Origin of the sequence: Dyadobacter fermentans DSM 18053, from assembly GCF_000023125.1 — a bacterium.
Classification (GTDB): domain Bacteria; phylum Bacteroidota; class Bacteroidia; order Cytophagales; family Spirosomataceae; genus Dyadobacter; species Dyadobacter fermentans.
The window spans coordinates 205790-224142 of the sequence record NC_013037.1; the positions used below are offsets into that span (position 1 = coordinate 205790).

Annotated in this window: 19 protein-coding genes; 4 read left to right on the forward strand and 15 right to left on the reverse strand. The window is 52.0% G+C overall.

Annotation, left to right across the window (positions count from 1 at the left end; genetic code table 11):
* Positions 1–12: 12 nt before the first annotated feature.
* Together DFER_RS00865 and DFER_RS00870 are read left to right on the forward strand one after the other, a co-directional pair.
* Positions 13–822, forward strand: coding sequence for an alpha-1,2-fucosyltransferase (locus DFER_RS00865; protein ID WP_012779797.1), 810 nt, complete (start codon positions 13–15; stop codon positions 820–822).
* Positions 823–907: 85 nt separating this feature from the next.
* Positions 908–2122, forward strand: a complete 1215-nt coding sequence (locus tag DFER_RS00870; protein ID WP_012779798.1) for a glycosyltransferase family protein — start codon at positions 908–910, stop codon at positions 2120–2122.
* Between the two features lie 83 nt (positions 2123–2205).
* Here the strand turns inward: DFER_RS00870 and DFER_RS00875 are convergent, their stop codons facing one another.
* From DFER_RS00875 to DFER_RS00895, 5 genes are read right to left on the reverse strand one after another with little or no spacing between them, the layout of a single operon-like run.
* Positions 2206–3321 (reverse strand): acyltransferase family protein, encoded by a 1116-nt coding sequence (locus DFER_RS00875; RefSeq protein WP_012779799.1) that lies wholly within the window; start codon positions 3319–3321, stop codon positions 2206–2208.
* Positions 3318–3887: an ATP-binding protein gene (locus DFER_RS00880; protein ID WP_012779800.1), complete on the reverse strand. Its 570-nt coding sequence runs from the start codon at positions 3885–3887 to the stop codon at positions 3318–3320. Before DFER_RS00880 ends, DFER_RS00875 begins: the two co-directional genes overlap by 4 nt.
* A gap of 3 nt (positions 3888–3890) precedes the next feature.
* Positions 3891–4229: an STAS domain-containing protein gene (locus tag DFER_RS00885; protein WP_012779801.1), complete on the reverse strand. Its 339-nt coding sequence runs from the start codon at positions 4227–4229 to the stop codon at positions 3891–3893.
* Between the two features lie 6 nt (positions 4230–4235).
* Positions 4236–5393, reverse strand: a complete 1158-nt coding sequence (locus DFER_RS00890) for a response regulator (RefSeq protein WP_012779802.1) — start codon at positions 5391–5393, stop codon at positions 4236–4238.
* Positions 5390–5929, reverse strand: a complete 540-nt coding sequence (locus DFER_RS00895) for a hypothetical protein (protein WP_012779803.1) — start codon at positions 5927–5929, stop codon at positions 5390–5392. The genes DFER_RS00890 and DFER_RS00895 overlap by 4 nt, the downstream gene beginning before the upstream one ends.
* Positions 5930–6111: 182 nt before the next feature.
* On the opposite strand from DFER_RS00895, the gene DFER_RS00900 reads away from it, so the two are divergent.
* Both DFER_RS00900 and DFER_RS00905 read left to right on the forward strand, forming a co-directional pair.
* Positions 6112–7029, forward strand: coding sequence for a glycosyltransferase family 2 protein (locus tag DFER_RS00900; protein ID WP_012779804.1), 918 nt, complete (start codon positions 6112–6114; stop codon positions 7027–7029).
* A gap of 3 nt (positions 7030–7032) precedes the next feature.
* Positions 7033–8205 (forward strand): glycosyltransferase family 2 protein, encoded by a 1173-nt coding sequence (locus DFER_RS00905; protein ID WP_012779805.1) that lies wholly within the window; start codon positions 7033–7035, stop codon positions 8203–8205.
* Between the two features lie 39 nt (positions 8206–8244).
* Here DFER_RS00905 and DFER_RS00910 read toward each other — a convergent pair whose 3' ends face one another.
* From DFER_RS00910 to DFER_RS00955, 10 genes are all read right to left on the reverse strand, one after another.
* Positions 8245–8613 carry an Hpt domain-containing protein gene (locus DFER_RS00910; protein WP_012779806.1) on the reverse strand — a complete coding sequence of 123 codons (369 nt, stop codon included), beginning with the start codon at positions 8611–8613 and terminating at the stop codon, positions 8245–8247.
* A gap of 102 nt (positions 8614–8715) precedes the next feature.
* Complete coding sequence (locus DFER_RS00915) at positions 8716–9729, reverse strand: MlaD family protein (RefSeq protein WP_012779807.1); 1014 nt, start codon at positions 9727–9729, stop codon at positions 8716–8718.
* Between the two features lie 2 nt (positions 9730–9731).
* A complete protein-coding gene (locus DFER_RS00920; protein WP_012779808.1) occupies positions 9732–10496 on the reverse strand; it encodes an ABC transporter ATP-binding protein in 765 nt (254 codons plus the stop codon).
* A 1-nt stretch (position 10497) separates the two neighbouring features.
* Positions 10498–11286 (reverse strand): MlaE family ABC transporter permease, encoded by a 789-nt coding sequence (locus tag DFER_RS00925; protein WP_012779809.1) that lies wholly within the window; start codon positions 11284–11286, stop codon positions 10498–10500.
* A 35-nt stretch (positions 11287–11321) separates the two neighbouring features.
* Positions 11322–12083, reverse strand: a complete 762-nt coding sequence (locus DFER_RS00930; RefSeq protein ID WP_012779810.1) for an EcsC family protein — start codon at positions 12081–12083, stop codon at positions 11322–11324.
* A 180-nt stretch (positions 12084–12263) separates the two neighbouring features.
* Complete coding sequence (locus tag DFER_RS00935) at positions 12264–14306, reverse strand: sialate O-acetylesterase (protein WP_012779811.1); 2043 nt, start codon at positions 14304–14306, stop codon at positions 12264–12266.
* Between the two features lie 12 nt (positions 14307–14318).
* The gene (locus tag DFER_RS00940) at positions 14319–15293 is read right to left on the reverse strand and encodes a glycoside hydrolase family 43 protein (RefSeq protein WP_012779812.1); all 975 of its coding nucleotides are present in this window, start codon (positions 15291–15293) and stop codon (positions 14319–14321) included.
* A 56-nt stretch (positions 15294–15349) separates the two neighbouring features.
* The gene (locus DFER_RS00945) at positions 15350–16492 is read right to left on the reverse strand and encodes a hypothetical protein (protein ID WP_012779813.1); all 1143 of its coding nucleotides are present in this window, start codon (positions 16490–16492) and stop codon (positions 15350–15352) included.
* Positions 16489–17457: a DUF2157 domain-containing protein gene (locus tag DFER_RS00950; protein ID WP_012779814.1), complete on the reverse strand. Its 969-nt coding sequence runs from the start codon at positions 17455–17457 to the stop codon at positions 16489–16491. Before DFER_RS00950 ends, DFER_RS00945 begins: the two co-directional genes overlap by 4 nt.
* Before the next feature lie 108 nt (positions 17458–17565).
* The gene (locus tag DFER_RS00955; protein WP_012779815.1) at positions 17566–18342 is read right to left on the reverse strand and encodes an O-methyltransferase; all 777 of its coding nucleotides are present in this window, start codon (positions 18340–18342) and stop codon (positions 17566–17568) included.
* Positions 18343–18353 lie beyond the last annotated feature (11 nt).

Below are 18353 nucleotides of genomic sequence, written 5' to 3' on the forward strand. Positions count from 1 at the left end.
AATCAGCACATTATGGTAGGTGTATATTTTTCGGGCCGGCTCGGCAATCAATTGTTCCAGTACTATTTTTTGTTGTACCTGAAAACCAGGAACCCGCGCCTGACGTATTTCTTCCCGAATCCCCATCACGCGTACCTGAGCAAATATTTCGATCTGGGCGGTTATCATAACCTCACATTGGGTTCCAAACTCTATTCCGGATTCACGCGCATCATCCCGCGGTTCATCAGCTTTGCGCCGGTTTACGTGCATAACTTTTTCAGCCCGAAAGAGTTTTCGCCGAAAAACGGGCAAATGTACTACGGCTATTACCAGTCGGATTTTTACATTAAGCATTTACCCAAAGGCACATTGCCGAAGCTGAAACCGGAGTTTGAAAAGGCGTTTGACGAGCAGTATGGGGCTATTTTCAGGAACGAGAAGACGGTAGTAGTGCACATCCGGCGGACGGACTATCTTTCCTACGGCAAGCGCGACATCTCGCTGCCGGTCGAATATTTCCAGAAACAGCTCAGCTCGATCGAAAACCTGGATGCGTACAAGGTGTATTTCGTGAGTGACGATATGGATTTCGTCAAAGCCGCATTCCCGGCCCGCGACAACTTTCATTTCGTTTCGAACCCGGAGATCATCGACTTTCAGCTGATCATGAATGCCGATGTCGCCATTATATCCAACAGCACTTTTGCGTGGTGGGCTGCGTACATTTGTAAAAAGAAAAACCACGTGATCGCGCCAAAGAACTGGTTTGGCTTCCGAATTGGCCGCGAACACCCCAAAGGCATTATGACCGACCGGTTCGAATGGAGGGATGTATTGTAAAAATTTTTATATTGCCGCAATGGCTTCCCGCTCGACGCACGCCGCTTCTACGATCTGATGTGAATCTCTTGAATACGCTTTGCCAATGAAACTGAAAGGACATCAGATCATCATTTTTGGTTTACCGCGATTTGACGCACCTATCGAGTCCACCAATTACACGACCGCCAAGCTGCTCGCACGGGAAAACGAGGTGTATTACGTTGAAAACCCCTTCACGCTGAGGGATTTTTTCAGGCTTCGGCGCACGCCGGAATATCAGCTGCGCAAGGAGCATTTTTCGCTCACAGGCCATTCACTGATCGAAACCGACACGCCGAACCTCAAAGTGATCATTCCGCCGATATTGTTGTCGGTGAACTTCCTTCCGGAAAACAGGCTGTTCCGTGCGGCGCTGAAATTCAATGAATTCCTCATCCGCGCCAAGCTGAAAAGCATTCTCGAAACCTACCGGATCAGGGATTACATTTTCATCAATTCCTTCAACTTCCATTACCCCACGCTCTCGGAAGGCCTCTCGCCGAGGCTCAAAGTGTACCATTGCCTCGATCCGATGGTGCTGCCTTTCAACCGGCGGCACGGTGTGGTTTCGGAGGATATCCTCGTGAAGCAGAGCGACGTGGTGATTTGCAGCAGCAGGCAATTGTACGAGGAGAAAAAACAGCAGAACCCGTACAGCTATTTCGTGGCCAATGCGGCCGATCTGGGCCATAGCAGCAAGGCTTTGAACCCCGATTTGCCGGTTTACCCGGCCATTGCCGCATTAAAAAAGCCGGTAATCGGTTACCTGGGTGCGATCGAGCGGCGCATGGATTATGATTTGCTGAAAACGGTCATACTCGCGAATCCCGATAAGAGCTTTGCATTCGTGGGGCCGGTGTCGCGGGAGTTTGTGCCCGACTGGTTCTTTACCGCCGAAAATGTCCATTTCCCCGGCCCGATCGATTACGACGATATGCCTGCGGTGATCAAAGGCTTCGATGTCGCGCTGATCCCGTTCAAGAAAGACGACGTAAGCAGCAGCATTTTTCCATTGAAACTCTTCGAATACCTCGGCGCGGGCAAACCCGTGGTCGCAATTGACTTTAACCCTGATTTAAAGGAGTTTACCAAAGGCGAGGTGACATTCTGCGAAACTGCGGACAGTTTTTCGGAAGCCATTAACACGGCTCTTCAAACCGATAATGCCGAGCAGCGCAAAAACCGCGTAACGATCGCCGCCGAAAACACGTGGGAAAACCGTGTGGATGCCATTGGCGACATTATCCATTACCACCTCGAACAGGTGATCCAGCCGTAGCGACTCCGGAGGCTCCGCAGGAGCCGGATTTCGGTATTGTAATTGATCCCTATAAACAGGATGCCCCTCCGGGGCGGCCGCACCTACTTCCGCGCCATTTCTCCTTCCTGTACCTTCTTAGGTGATTTGTACTGGAAACGCATTTCAATGTGCTTGTACGTCCATGCGGATACAAAATAGATCAGCACGAAATTGACGATAAACAGGTAAGAATATGCTTCCGGGGGAAATTTCAATATCCGGATAAATAATACATTGAAAAGGCTGATCAGCAGCGCGTGCGTCATGTAGATCGAGTAGGAGTATTGCCCGAGCTTATGCAGCAACCGCACGCTTTTGAGCCCTTTTGAAATAAACCCCTTTTCGAAGGAGAATGTGTAAATGCAAATGAAGAAGAGTATTTCAAAGACTGCGCCCCACGGTTTCATGAACTCCCCGTTGTAAATGCTGAGGCAAATGAGGCTCAACGATATCGCTTCCACGGCCGAAAATAGTGCGGGCGACCATTCGCGCACGCGTACGTGGGTGACGCTGAAAAAGTTGAAGCACAAAACGCCGGTGAAAAAACCTAGAATGCCCCTCAAAAAGCCGTAATCGAAGCTGTAATTGATCTGGAAACTTTTGGAAACAGACCAGAGCGCGGCGAGGGAAATGACGATCATGAGTCCGTACCACGCATTGCGACTGCGAAACTGGTTGCTGCGGTGAATGAACACCACCAGACTCCCGAAAACCAGGTAAGCCATCATTTCCGCGCTGATAGACCAGCTGGGAATGTTCCAGCTCACATCCCGCACGCCCGGCACCGGCGTGGAGTTGATCAGGAAAAGTGACGTGAAAAAGGTGTAGACATTGTTGGCCGGATTCACCAGGTTATTGACTTTAATGTAAGGCACCAGCAGGTTTTTGGCCACTTCCATCCCGACAAATGCCAGCAGCATCACGAAATGCAGCGGGTAAATGCGATAAACCCTTTTTTTGAGAAACAGGCCGAACTGGCCCCAATCGGCCAGCGATTGGTAGCTGTACGCGATCACGAACCCGCTGAGGACGAAGAAAAAGTCCACGAACATGTCGGAGTTTTCAATGAAACGGTTGTTCAGAATGGGCGTGTTGGCGAAGGGGCCGAGATGGAACATGAACACGAGCGAGGCAAACAGCCCGCGGAATATGTCCAGTACTTCGAAACGGTGTTTCATGCCGGTGAATTGAGGTAGAATGTGCTGATAAAGCGGTTTACGCCCGTGTCGGTATCGTGCTCGTACGCGAACTCGTCGGATGCCTTGGTCATGATCAGTAGCCCGAAATGCTCGCTGGTATCGGACAGCAGTGCGGGCATTTCGAGCTCATCGAGCTGTTCGATGAAAAAGGTCGCCCGGCCCGCTTCGTCGGTCCGCACGCACAGCGAATCCATTCCATTGTGGTAAATCGGGAAGTCCATCGGCCGCACAATGTCTTCAAGCGGCCACATGATCTTCTTCCGGTCCTGGCCCACGAGGACGAGCGGCTTGCCGTAATCTTCCTTTTCGAGCACCACGGCCCCGCCGGTAAACCCGATTTTGAGCAGCGATTCCCGCTCGCCGGAGTGTTTCACGGCATTGGTGAGCAATTCCATGATCACCCATTTGATTTTGGCCATCAGGGTATCGTCGAGCGGCGTAATGCCCGCTTTTTCCCGGATGTGGCCCAGGCACACGTTCAACGTGCCCGGGATACCTTCCCGGTTACAATCGAAAACTATTCTGATCTGATCCTCCTCCCTCATAAACTAACTTAGTGAGCCCATCGCCTCCTCGAAATTGTCAAATATCCTGAACACCTTGTCCATCCGGATGAGCGTGAGCAGGTTCTTAACATCCGGTTTCAGGGAGACCAGGTAAATATCGACATTGCGCGGCATCGCATATTTCAATGCCACGACGAGGCTTCCCAGGAATGAACTGTCGATATAATTCACGTTTTCAAAACTGACGATCACCAGGCGTACTCCCCGGCCGATGATCGTGATCATTTCTTCCTTAAATGCGTCGGCATTCGAAAGACTTGCCTCTTCCGGTAAAATAGTGGCGTGCACGACGCGGTTTGCTTCCTCAACTTTCAGTATCATATATGGCTATTGTTTTTCTATAAAAATGATGCTCGCGTCGTCCATCTGGTTGCTGTCGTCAATCAGGTCGAGGACGTTCCTGCGAATCTGCTCGAAGCTGTCGGGCTGGCCGAGGTAGGGGGTTATTTTTTCTACAAAAAACGGATAGTCGCTTTTCTTCGATCCGTTGGACGGAATGTCGATCATCCCGTCGGTGAAGATCGCGAGCTGGTCGCCGGCTTTCATTTGTACGATTTGCTTGTCATAAAGGCCGTCTTCGAGCAAGCCCAGCAGCAGCCCGGTCGATTGTATGGTGGATGTCCTGCCGTTTTCGGGCGAGTAGCTGATCAGCGGAAGGTCGCCCGCCCCCGTGTAATGCACCTCGCCCGTGTGGGTGTCGAGCAAGAGCAGCGACAGGCTCGACAGGATGTTCTGCAAACTTTCATCGAGGTAAATCAGCTTGTTGATCTTCTGTACGATCGTCGCCAGCTCGAAATCCTGGTCGAGCACGCAGAAGCGGATCGCGGCACGGATGTAGCTCAGGAAACCGAAGGTGAAAAACCAGGCTTTCCATTTTTTACCCATAATATCCCCCAGGAATGCGAAGCAATACCGGCTGTCGACCTGCACGAAATCAATAAAATCACCACCCGGATACCCGCGGTAGCCTTTGTGCCAGTAAAAAATCCGGTAACCGCTCACCCGCGGCGCGTGCGTGGGAATGGACTTTACATTCAGCGTTTCCGCCGCTACTTTCAATTCCCTTACCGACCTTACGTGCTCGTTTTCAAGGGTTTTGATGATATTATTCAGCTTGGTGATGATCACCGGGATCGGCGTCTCTTTGTTGATGAAGTCCAATGCCGACATATTGAGGCCTTCGAGCACCAGTTTATTATCGGTGAACGATGTCAGGAACACGAAAGGAATGTCGCTGATGTTGGGATTGAGCAGCACGGCCTGCCGGAAATCGAAACCGTTCATTTCGGGCATATCATAGTCTGAAAGGATCAGGTCGGGCGTTTCCACGAGCAGCATTTTCAATGCCTCCGTCGCCGATTCGCACAGCACGCAGGTGTATCCGGCCCGCACCAACGCGTGTTCAACCACCGTTCGGAACAGCAGGTTATCCTCCACGAGCAGGATTTTCTTGACGGTGGTCGGCGGATCGGGGAAGCTGATCATTTCTTGTTGAAGTTAAGCACAAATAAAAGTACCCCACCGAAAATAATGAGCAGCGACACCAGGTCCATAATCGTAACGCCGTCATTGATATTGAAATAATACACCGTAAAAAGCTCGAAGCTCGGCGGCGCGGGCATGATGATCATCGCAAAGCCGACCACGATGAGCAGGATCGCGAGAATGAACATGACGCCTTTCTGAACGATTTTGCCGCGCTTGGGTGCATTGATCCGGCTATCGAACTGGTTTTCGGAAAGCAGTTTTTCCAATCCTTCCAGTAATTCTTCCCGCGACAGGTTATTTTCCTGATCGAGCTCTTTGAATGGCGCCAGCCGTTTTTGTGTGGCCGCCGACCGCTGAAACGCGTCGGCGATCTGTTTCTGAAAATCCCGCGAATGATGCCCGTCCACATCGGACTGCTCAATGGCCTCGATCAGCTCTGCTACCTTTCGCTCCACGCGCGTAATGTCCTGTCCCTGAGAAGCAGGCGGAGTGGAGTCGGGATTTTGGTCGTTGAGCAGGCGGTTGAGTTTCACGCTTGGATTAGTTTGTTCGTCGGAAGGCTGTCAGGAATGCATTCAGGGATGTTTTTACAAAAACCGGCGATCATCTCCGGATTTTGGTTAAAGCTATGTTTTTATTATTAAATTTGAAATAGTTCTACAAATCAACACAAATATTCCTTCGTTTCAGCAGCATTACCGGCACAATTTTGCGCATGAAAAAAGTTTCGATCGTAACGGTGAATTTCAATCAGCCGAAGGTTACCGAAGACTTACTGAAATCGCTGGCGGAAGTGAATAACTACCCCGATCTGGAAATCATCGTCGTCGACAATGGCAGCAAAGCAAACCCCGTGCCGGAGTGGAAGGAGCGGTATCCCGGCATATTGTTTATCCGGTCGGATGAGAATACGGGCTTTGCAGGGGGCAACAACATCGGTATGGCCCACGCCACAGGCGATTACCTTTTCCTGATCAACAACGACACCGAGGTAACGGCCGACCTGATCGGAAAACTGGTGGATTCGATGGAGGCTAACCCGAAAATCGGGATGATATCCCCCAAAATCCATTATTTCGACCAGCCCGGGATGCTGCAATACACCGGCTACACGCCGATGAACTACTACACTTGCCGCAATGCGTGCATCGGGCAGTTTGAGCAGGACCGCGGGCAATACGATTTCCTCACCGGCCCCACCGGCTACGCGCACGGAGCCGCAATGATGATCAGCCGGGAAGCGTGGCAAAAGGCCGGCGGAATGGCCGAGAACTATTTCCTTTATTATGAAGAGCTCGACTGGTGCGAGCGCATTAAAAAAGCCGGGTACGAAATCCACGTCAACCTCGACGCGCTGATTTACCACAAGGAATCGGTGTCAGTAGGTAAGCGCACTGCGCTGAAAGAGTTTTTTATGAACCGCAACCGCATTTTGTTTATCCGCAAAAATGCGCCCGGTTTTACATTCCTGCTGTTTTGGTGCTATTTCATGCTGGCGGTGGTGCCGCGGAATATCATTCAATACATTAAAAATAAAGAGTACCATTTCATCCCGGTGTTGCTGAGCGCCATTACCTGGCATTTCAAAAACAAACCCGATAGCAAAAACCTAGGCTTCCCGTTGACCCGCTGATTTATGGAGATCGTTTTCTGGCTCAGTTTGTTCATTGTTTTCTACACATTTCTTGGCTACGGCATCGTGCTGTACCTGCTCGTGCGCATTCGCAGGGCATTCAGGGGAAAACGGCTCGCACCAGGTCTCGACCAGGATTTCCCGACGCTCACGCTGGTGATAGCGGCCTACAACGAGGAAAGCATTATTGAAGAAAAAATCGCGGATACGCTCAGCCTGTCGTACCCGGCGGGCAAGCTGCGGCTGCTTTTCGTTACCGACGGCTCCACCGACCGCACGCCGGAACTCGTAGCGAAGTACCCGCAGATCAAGCTCATGCACACGCCCGTACGCAGCGGGAAAATCCTCGCCATGCACCGTGCTATGGACGCAGTGGACACCGAAGTGGTCGTTTTCACGGACGCCAACACGTTTCTGAACAAAGACGCATTGCTGCTCATTGCCAGGCATTATGCCGATGCCCGGGTAGGGGCGGTGTCGGGCGAGAAGCGCGTAATGCAGGATGCGCTTTCCGATGCCACGGCGGGGGAGGGTTTCTACTGGAAATACGAATCGGCCCTCAAAACTTGGGATTCGGAGCTGTATTCCGTGGTGGGAGCAGCGGGCGAGCTGTTCAGCGTGCGGCGGTCGCTGTACCGTTCCGTGGAGCCCGATACCATTCTCGACGATTTCATGATCTCAATGCAGATCGCCGAAAAGGGTTACCGCATTGTGTATGAGCCGGAAGCGTATGCTTCGGAATTGTCGTCAGAGAACATTAAAGAAGAGTTGAAACGGAAGGTGCGCATTGCGGCGGGCGGTATTCAGTCGATATTGCGCCTGAAAAAGCTGCTGAACCCGTTTCATGATCCGCTGCTGTCCTTCCAATACATCAGTCACCGCGTGCTTCGCTGGACGGTGACGCCGTTCCTGATGATCCTCGCGCTGGTGCTCAATATAATTATCGTGGCCCAATCGGGCGGGCTCATTTATCAGGTGCTGCTCGCCGGACAGGCCGGATTTTACCTGCTCGCGCTGGCGGGATGGGTGCTGGAAACCCGGAAGATCAAAATCAAGGCCCTTTTTGTGCCCTACTACTTTTGCATGATGAACTACGCGGTGCTGGCGGGCATCCGGCGGTACATTCGCGGCTCGCAAAGTGCTGCCTGGGAAAAATCCAAAAGAAAAAGCGCATAGCAGGTATTGCTATGCGCCAATAAAAGCTCATTACTGATATTACAGCGTCTTCAACCGCTCCGATTCCGATTCCAGGATCGGGATCAGCCCGTCGATTTCTGCCGAAATGCGGTGGTACATGTCCAGCAGGTGTTCCTTCGATTGTTCGTCCTTGATGGCCTTTTCAAGCACTTCCACTTTCGGTCTCACGTGCGTGAGGCCTGTCATCGTGAATGAAGGTTTCAATCCGTGCACGATACTGGCTGATTCTTTCAGATCGCCCGATTCCAGAGCGCCCTGCAAGGCCCGCCAGCGGGGCACCGAGTCGCTCAGAAATGCATCAAAAATCATGTACAGGATTACAGGATCTTCTCCGTACGCCTGGTCGATGTAGGCAAGGTCCAGGGAGGGGTTGAGTTGTAAGGCCATCGGTTCGTGTTAAAAGTTTTCCAGAGGTCAGTTAGTGGGAATTCGTGTTACTATTTGAAGAAATATTTCGACAATATAACCCGATTCTGCAAAACTATCACATTATTGTTGGTTCTCCTGCTCTTTTACTTCTTCTTTGGCCGGCTGCTTGGCCTGTTCCTTCTCTTTCTTACGGAAATACCTGCGAAACAGGAAGTTGGAACGAAGCGCGGTCATGTTTTCGTCCAGCTTCTCGGTAGTGCTTTCCAGGTTTTTCAGCGTTTCTTTCAGGTTGGAAGCCGTGGCTTCGTCGTGCAGCAGGACGCCCAGCGGACTGGTTTTATTCGAATTGAGATCCGCGCTGGCTGTTTTCAGGTTATTGACCATCACATTCGCCGACGACACCGTTTCGTTCAGGCGCGCAATGCTGCTCCGAAGGTCTTTCATGATCACGGTGTCCGTAGCGAAATCATTCGCCAGCCCGCCTTTTTCATTCAGTTTCGCCGAGAAGCCGGCCAGCGAGGCAGTGAGTGACTGCGCATTCACGGACGCTTTTTTCATCGCGCCCAGGGTCTGGTCGAGGTCGTTGTAAAGACGCTCGTCGTTAAGCAGCATACCTACCGTACCTTTTCCGGCGAGGATGTTTTTACTGATGGTCTTGAATGCGCTGGTGATGCCGAGCAGGTTTTTGTTGTTTTCCGAAAGCACGGCGAGCATTTCTTCCGTACTTTCAATTTTCTCCACGAGCAGCTCATCGCCGTCCTCAATGGAAGGCACTTTTTGCGTGCCGCCGTAAATGACGATGATCTTGTTGCCGATCAGACCGTCGGTGCTGACCTTGGCCTTGGCATTTTTGCGGATGAATTCCTGCGACTTTTCTTCGATGTTGAGCATTACCTCTACCTTGGAATTGTCGAGGAAACGGATGCTCTTGACAGTTCCGATCTTCACCCCGGAATACCAGATATTGTTACCGATTTTCAGTCCGTTTACATCATCGAAAATGGTTTTGACGGTAATAGTCGATGAAAAAACCTTCTTCATGCTTCCGATGGTGAGAATCCCCACTACGAAAATGAGAATGCCGATGATGACGAAAAGGCCTACGTTGACCGAGCGTTTGGTTGATGTTGCCATTATTAGTGGATGAAATTATAATCGTAAAAACTCTTGATCCGCTCTTCGTCGGAACTAAATACTTCTTCAAATGTGCCCGTTTTCAGGAACTTGCCGTCGAGGAGCATCGCAACGCGGTCGCCGGTGTCGCGTGCGCAGGTAAGGTCGTGCGTGATGATGATGGAGGTGGTTTGGTATTTCTCCTTCACTTCATTGATCAGCTCGTTGATTTCGAGACAGGTAATAGGGTCGAGGCCGGCCGTTGGCTCATCGTAGAGCATGATTTCCGGTTTGAGGATCAATGTGCGCGCGATCCCGATCCGCTTGCGCTGGCCTCCCGAAAGCTCCGCGGGGACCTGGTTGATCGTTTGCAGCAGGCCCACGGCGTCGAGTACATATTCAACCTGCTCGTCAATCTCCGCACGGGTGAGGTTCGGGATGTTCCGCACGAGCGGGAATTCGAGGTTCTCACGGACGGTCATACTATCGTACAAGGCGCTGTTTTGGAATGAAAACCCGATTTTAAGCCGCAAATCGCGCAAATCGTTGCCTTCTTGTTTGGAGACTTCTTTCCCCAGCACCACACAATCGCCCCGGTCCTGTTTGAGCAGGCCTACCATGATTTTGATCAACACGGACTTACCCGTTCCCGAGCGGCCGAGCACCACCATATTTTCACCCTTGTTCACGGTGAGGTCCACGCCTTGCAGCACGTGCAGGTCGCCGAACGACTTGTACAGGTCGCGTACCTCGATAACCGGCTCGCCGGGTTTGAATACTTCTTCCATCTTAAATTCTGAAATAATTGGATATCTGTACAATGATCACCTCCTCGATAAAAATGAGGAACATGGATGTCACGACAGCTGAGTTGGCCGCCTTTCCGACGCCCTCTGTGCCTTTGCTTGCATTATAACCCTGGTAACTGCCCACGATGCCGATCGTGAAGCCGTACGCGATCGCCTTCGCCACGGATGTCCAGATGTCCAGGAAGGTGATTTGTTCAAATGCGTTTTCAAAAAAGGCTATAAAACTGGTGCCTTCGTTCAATGTGACGTTCAGGTACGCGCCCAGCAGGCTGACCAGCGCACAATAAAACATGAGTACGGGAATGGCGATCGTGCAGGCCACGACGCGCGTCACGACAAGGAATTTGAACGGGTTGACGGCCGAAACCTCCATCGCGTCGATTTGCTCCGTTACCCGCATCGAGCCCAGTTCCGCACCGATGCTCGAGCCGATTTTACCCGCGCTGATGAGCGCCGTAACCAGTGGTGCAAGCGCCCGGACAATGGCGATCGCCACCAGGGATGGCAGCCACGAGGTGGCCCCGAATTCGGACAATGATGGCCGCGACTGCTTGGTGAACACCATCCCGGTGATAAACCCGGTGAGGCTGATCAGCAACAGTGATTTGTTGCCGATTGCATAGCACTGTTTGACAATCTCCTGGAATTCCATTCTGCCACGGAAAATTTCGCGGAAGAAACGGATGAAAAACACGTACGCATTATAGACCGCCAGCAGGGAATTGTCCAGGCCTTTGCCGTATGTGTATTGCTTTTTGTTAGCGCTCATTCAATCGGATAAAAATTTGCATTAAACTTTATTTATTAGGCTGTTACGGGCAGCAGGGCTTTTTCACCGCCAAGCATCCGCTCCTCGAACCATCGCATCCGGTAGGCATTCATCGCATTCTTGCCCAACTGATCGAGCAGCCGGTAGTTTACGATCAGTCCCACGGCCGCACCGATTCCCGGAATGAGCTGCGCCATTTTGGCGAGGTCGATGTAGTCGCGGTATTCCTGCTGGAACGTTTTCCAGTTGAATTCGTGAATGTCGGTCGGGAGGTCTTTGCTGCGGACGTCCCAATGGATCATTTGCGCAAAAACATCCTGCCGGCCTTTCTGGCTTGAAAATGTCAGCTGGAAAATGTGGAGTATAAAAAGCCGTTCCCGGTAATCGTTCACGGGCCTGCCGTACAAGGCTGCGATTTCAAAAAGGAGTTTGATTTTAATGCCGATCAGGATCGGAAACTCTGCCAATGCAAGCAGGAAACCGCCCGCGCCGGTAATGCCGCCTTCCGCCGCTCCGGCTTTTTTATAGAAATCGATTTTTTTGCGGACCGCCGTTTCAATCTCTTCCAGCGTTGCGCCGGGGATGCCCTGGCTGGTGGTATATTCGGCCCCTGTGAGCACGCCGCGCACCATCTGTTTGATCGTGCCGGTGATTACCTGGTGGACCTTGTCGGGGATAATGTCGTTGATTTTATCCTGAAACTTCTTGGAAGTCCGGTCGATGAAGTTCGGCCGCTTCTGCATTTTGAGCTGCCATTTGGTGAATTCAGGTTTTATCTGCTCTTCATATGGGTGCATATCGTTTCAGGGCTAATGTCGGACAGGATAGAGAAACGGTGGTTTTGCATGTGGTCAGCAAAAATCATTCCAATATCGTATAAAGTCAAAAAACAGCCTTAGAATTCCCCGGAAGATATGCAGGTGCTTGCCCACTCCGGGGTTTCAGCAAATAGCAACGCTTACTATTATATGTTCAAACTATCTGATCCATAGTTTTTTACTGAACACCCTGCCATTCGATTCAAACTTGATCAAATGCATCCCGGAAATTTGCTTCGGAATGGTGAATGTCCCATTGGGGCGGGCATTCAGTTTCCGGTGTACCAAAGATTGGCCATCGAGGCCGATCAGGCTGATCTGGCCGGTTTGCTGCCGGGCGAATTGCACGGTAACCTGTTCGCCGCGCACAGCCGGGTTTGGAAATATGTCGAAGCGCGCATCCGGGTCTTTTTCCGTACCCAGCACGAGGGTAGGGGCAACTTCCGCAATGGCAGGCGCGGCGGATTCCGCCACGTCGTTCACCGCTACCAGCCGATAAATAATCGGTAGGGCCGATTCGCCCGGTTCGTCACGCCATTCGGCCACGGTTCCTTCTACGCGGGCAAGCGGCGCGAAAGCCGCATCCTCGCCAAACTTGCGTTCCAGCACATAATGCTTAGCTCCGGCAACCGGCTGCCAGGTAAGCCGCACGTTTCCGTCTGCCCCGCTTTGGGCAGTGAGTACCGTGCCCGGCAGCGCCGTGGCAATGGATACGCCGAAAAACGTAAATGCCCGCATACCCTTGGAGTTGGTAATGTACGGACCGGTGAAAGGATAGTACGGGCCTCCCTGTTCGAGGTAAGGGGGCAGGTAATCGAGCTTGGATGCGTTTTGCGGGGATTTAAGGTCGAGGATAATGCGGTTGCCCTCCGCTTTGCCGCTTGCTGCGGCGCCTGCCTGGTGATCGAGGTAGAAAAATGTGCTCAGGTCGAGCACGGGGCCGCTGGGGTGGTTGTAGGGTTCGGGGTATTTCAATTGCTGGCCCTCGTCGAATACCAGGGTGAGGCTGTTCTTTTCGGCATTGTTGTAAAATGCCTTTCTCAGGTTCGGCGAGGCGATGTCGGTGGTGTCCTTGGAACCGTAAAAATCACGGAGCATGAGGCGGGAAAGCTCAAATGCGCTCTGCTTGTTGCCATCGCGATTGTAATGCAGGCCGTCGAAACCGGTGGTTCCGACGGTTGCGAGGTTGTCGATGTCGGGATAAATATCGGGCAGGCGCCGCTGGTAGTCGCGGATGAGCACGCCTATCAGCGAAGAATGGTAAATGATGTCGATCTGGTAAACATAGAGCTTTTCGAGCCCGGCAAAATCGGTTTTCAGGTTTTTGTACAAAACATCGAAATGTCCTTCCCAATTGCCGCCCTCGCCGTACGATTCGCTTTCGCCTTGTCTGAAAATGTAGGCCTTCACCGCATGTGCGACGCCCGCTTTCTGTGCCCGGTAAAGCATCCGGCCGTAGCCGGTCGTGAAATCCGTGGGATTGTTTTCCGTGCGCAGCGAATGCGAATAGGCCGACGACCAGTGGTATCCCGCATTGATGAGGCAGTTCGGCACACCCGACTTTTCCATCAATTGTTTCTGGATTTCAAAGCCGATCGAGCCGACGCCGTTGTTGTACGGATGCATATTCGACAATGCCCAAAGCGTGTCGGCGGCATTGTAGGGCGTCGTGTTGAGGTTATCGGTAATCCTTCCGAATGTCCGGCAGAACATACTCGTGTCCCGTTCCGCGAAAAAGCCCGTCGAATTGGATTGGCCGGAAAGGATGTACACGTCACCGGCCACTACGCGCGTCCGTGAGACGATCAGCGAAGAGTCGCCGTCTTTGCAAAGAAAAACTTTGAAATCATAGTTGGCCCGCTCCGCCTTGATTGTCGCCTCGGTGCTGAATGTACCCTTTTCATTCCCTCCATACTGAATGTTTGCCCTCCTGTACTGATATGCCTCGCCGTTCCGCAGCACTTGCACCGATACATATTTCCACCCGGGGGCATCCACAATCCCGGAAACGGGCGCATGGCCCTCGCTGTTGGCATCGCGCGGATAGAGCTGGTAGTCTTGCGGCAGTTTTCCGAACAGTACCTGGTCGAAGCGTTGCGCGGTGGTGTAAGTAACCGTCAGAAGCGTTAGTCCGAATGACCACAGCAGGGTTTTGGCGGCTTTCTCGTCGAATAGCCTGCCTTGATAGAGGATTTTCAGCACAGGGTTTGGGTTTTATTTTAACCGGACAGGCTTGACGCCCTCCCGCGTTATTTTCACGGGGTTGATCAGTCCTTTGTCGTCGAAAGACATTACGTCAATGCAAGTTTCCCGGTGGTTGCCATCGGTTTCTGTCAAAGGGCGGCGGTGGTAAACGATGTACCATTCGTCTTTGCCCGGAACCTGTATTACCGAATGGTGACCGGCACCGGTAGCCACTTTGGGATCTTGCTGCAAAATTTTATCTACTCGTTCGAAAGGCCCGAAAGGCGAATCGGAGATGGCATAGGCCACGGAATAATCCGGTCCTGTCCAGCCGCCTTCCGACCACATGAAATAGTACTTACCATTGCGGATAAACATGAACGGGCCTTCCACATAGCCTTTCGGCGTAATTTCCCTGAATATAGTACCATCTTCGAACGGAACAAAGCCGGTGAAGTCGCTTTTTAGCTTGGCCACATTGCAATGCCGCCAGCCGCCATAGAAAAGGTAATATTGGCCGTCTTTGTCCTTGAACACAAACTGGTCGATCGGCTGCGCGCCGTTGTGGAACTTGTCGATGAGCGGTTTGCCCAGGTAATCCTTGAATGGGCCTTCGGGACGATCGGCGACGGCCACGCCTATACCGCCTTTTTCATTGTCGTTCTGAATGTCGTTGGCGCCGAAGAAGAGGTAGTATTTCTTATCTTTTTCGATGATGGAAGGCGCCCACATGGCCCGCTTAGCCCATTTTACGGCCGAAGTGTCGATGATGTTGGGATGTTTGTTCCAGGTCACGAGGTCTTTGGACGAGAATGCATCCATATGGACCTGTTTGTTGTAAGGGGCCGAGAATGTGGGGTAAATCCAAAATGTTTTGTTAAAGATGATTCCCTCGGGATCGGCATACCATCCGGGGAACACCGGGTTGCCGGAAGTTTTCTGGGCTTGTGCGAAGGATGCGTAACAAAAGAGGTTTAGTAATGCAAATGCAAGCAGTTTTTTCATAATTGAGTTTCGGTAATGGGCAATGTAACTGCTGCAAGATCCAAATTTTTGCGCAATTAATAAACCTCGCCCGCACCTCCTCCGCCGAATTCTCCTCCACCGAATTCCAGGCCCTGCCCGTCCGGCGTTGCGCCCAGCTGGTGGGCGGCGATAATGGCTTCCAGATTTGCATACCGGCGTTTCCTGTCCTGCTCGTCCGAGATCCCGTGGCGGGGCGTGTGCAGGTACTTCATGAGCGCAACCGACGCGACGATCATGAGCACGCCCGCGAGCACCATTTCCTGCGAACCGGTAAGCGGGCTGAAATAATGCAGGTAAGTATAAGCCGAAAATGCGAAAGCCAGCAAACCCACGATGAACAGCACGCGGTTAGCCGTCTTTAAACCAACCCAAACATACAGCACCGGGATAATGAACGTAAACATGTAGAAAAGCGGCGCGAAAGCGATTTGCGGTGCAATGGACACATTCAAGCCGCTGATCACAGCATTCAATTCTCGCACGACGAGGTAATTTCCACCCAAATAGAAGGTTACGAGCGAAAGTAGTTCAAGGATTTGCTTGCATTCGCGGTAATAAAGCGCCTTGTTCTTACGGCTTCCGAAATAAATGGCAGCGGAGAGGATCATCACGCCAAACGGGAGCAGGGCTTTCCCGAGCGGGAACTTCATCATGAGATCGGCCAGCACGGTAAATAACAGCCCGAAAATGACCACCGGCCCAAGCAGATCGGCATAGCGTAACGTGGCGGGGATGACAATGGCAAGCCCCACCAGGCAGTACATCCACAGCGGCGCGTTTTCAAAAACGAGGAACACTGGTACAATCCCTGCGCCGACGGCCGCGTAAAGCAGTGCATTATCGACGCCGGAGTGGAAAAGGTTTCTGGTTTTGATTAAAAATTCGAGGGAAAACAGGAAGCAGACGCAGCAAATGAGGCTGAGCATCGAAAAGCGGACTTCTGAACCTCCATCGTACAGAAACAGCGACAGAAAACCGACGAAAAACGTGCATGCGATCACGCCGAAGAAAAACAGACCGATTTTGACGAATATGCCTGGCCGGTAAAATTTTTCGGGAAATACTTCCTTCACCGCTTCGAGCTGCTCTTCGGAAAGCAGGTTCTTCGCTTTCCATTCTGCCGCCTGCGCCTGGATGTGCAGGTTTTCGACCCAGGTTTCGTTGTATGCCTTCTTCATTTTTTGATTCCCAGGAATTTTTTGAAGTTCAACAGGAAATAGATGACGCCGATGCTGGAAAAGAAAAAGTAGAAAATACCCAGTCCCACCGCAGCGTCGGCGCCGAGGTTGGTGAAAATGACGTATGTAAGAATCGAGTACCCATAAACCGTGCCCATCAGCAAAAACAGCAGTGACTGCGCCTGCCGCGCCCGGAGAATGAAAAAGTAGCATAGGCCGAGCCCAATCACGAAGTAGAGGGTTTTGGGATCATAACTGAACAGCCCGATCTGTGCCGCAATGCAAGCCAGATTGCCGCCCATGAGCATATAGGTGAATGCGAAGTGCTTTTTGACATTTTGTTCCTCCGATATCCAGCCTGTCGCGGTAAGTACCGAGCCGAGCGCAATGGCCGGGATGATCAGTTTGCCGTCCGAAAAATCGTTGCCGGATAGCACGGAAAGCGGCGCGATGGTGAGCCCGAGCCAGGAAGCGAGGCCGGTAATGGCCATGGACAATGCGCCGCGGTGGTCGAAACGGTAGGCGCAGAAAAAGAACAGGATGGTCGGGATCATGACAGCCAGCCCGTACCGCGTTCCGAATACATTGTATTGGTATTGAATGTAACCTTCGAGCCCCAGGAACGTCGAGCAGCCGAGCAGCAGCACGTAATCCGCGAATTTGTTGGGATTATGCACCTGCTCGCGGGAATAGGGAAGGCTGTTTTTGTAAGTGTAGTAAAAACAGGCCACCGTAATGCAGGCAATGGCGGCAATAATGGCCTGGTGCCCGATCGTGTCAATGTTTTCGTAGATCAGCACACCCGCGCCGGAACTGAACAGCAGGATGCCCAGGTATAAAACCGAGCGCAATTCCCAGTGAATGGAAAATGCTTTTTCGTTCTCGAATGATGCAATGGCATCCGCCTGCCGGTCGGAAATAATTCCCTTGCTGCTGAGGGAATTAAGGATGGATTGTATAGTCATGGAAGTTGAGACGAGGGGAGACAAAAATAGCAAACTTTACCATGAACCCTTCTTCGGACGGCTTCCGCAATTATCTAACGGGCCTAGCAAATACTTAACGGTATAATATCAGAACCGCAGCACGAAATCCTCCTTCACCTGCTCGCTTCGGAAGAAAACCAGTCCGATCCAGAACAGGTCCACCGTCACCGTCACTTGCGGATGCGCCTTGATGTACTCCCAGGCACGGGTCATTTCTTCCGACCAATAAATATCGTCGAAAATGAACAGCGAGCCGTTTTGAATGTGTGGCAGGCACTGTTCGAAATACCGTACGGTTGGTTCGTAGCGGTGGTTGGCGTCGAAATACGCAAAGTCAATGGGCCGGTCGAGCGTTTCAAGCCTTTTGGGAAGCGTTTCATCAATATTGCCCAGCACGACTTCGACATTTTCCGCGCCCTCCCGTTCGAAATGCTCCTGCGCCTTGCCGGCCGTTTGCGGACAGCCCTCGAAGGTGATCAGCTGCGCATCCGGCTTCGCTTTCGACATATATAAGGTAGTGAGCCCGAGTGATGTGCCGAGCTCGATGATCGTCGCCGGTTGAAAACGCCGGATTAGCCGGTAGAAAAGTCGGCCGAATTTGGCGGGTTTTTCTGCGTTTTTTGCGATGGTCCTGATCTTGCGCAGGTTGGATTTGTTGATGCGCGAGCCGGCGCCGAGGTCGAGGATCTCGATTTGCTCGTCGGAACGCAGCAGTTCGTTCCGCAGCTTTCGGATCGCCTCGTATTCCGGGTTATTGTCCTTCCGGACGGCAATTACTTGGTTGTAAAGTTCGAACAGGAAAGGGGAGTGTATGGCATGCTCGTTTCCCGAGCGCAAAAGGTACTTAATATAAGCAGCAATCAATGCAGTGGAAT